At 64.8% G+C, this 247-nt stretch carries 1 protein-coding gene; it reads left to right on the top strand.

Translation table 11 applies throughout. The features are described from left to right. A partial coding sequence (locus SB751_RS33850) for an ABC transporter substrate-binding protein (protein WP_410749478.1) occupies positions 1-247 on the top strand: 247 nt, incomplete at both ends.

Below are 247 nucleotides of genomic sequence, written 5' to 3'. Positions count from 1 at the left end.
CGAAGTGCGTCAGGCGCTCGACATGGCGATCAACAAGAAGGCGATCATCGAGTCGGTGTATCAGGGCGCGGGCCAGGCGGCCACCAATCCGATGCCGCCGACGCAATGGTCCTACGACAAGTCGCTCAAGGCGCAGCCGTACGATCCGGCGAAGGCCAAGGCGCTGCTCGCGAAGGCCGGTTTCCCGAACGGTTTCGAGATGACGCTGTGGGCGATGCCGGTGCAGCGCCCGTATAACCCGAACGCG

Source organism: Cupriavidus sp. SIMBA_020 (genome assembly GCF_046535395.1).
Classification (GTDB): Bacteria; Pseudomonadota; Gammaproteobacteria; order Burkholderiales; family Burkholderiaceae; genus Cupriavidus; species Cupriavidus campinensis.
Note: the sequence above shows the minus strand (reverse complement) of the source record. Positions and strands in the feature narration are given on the sequence as shown.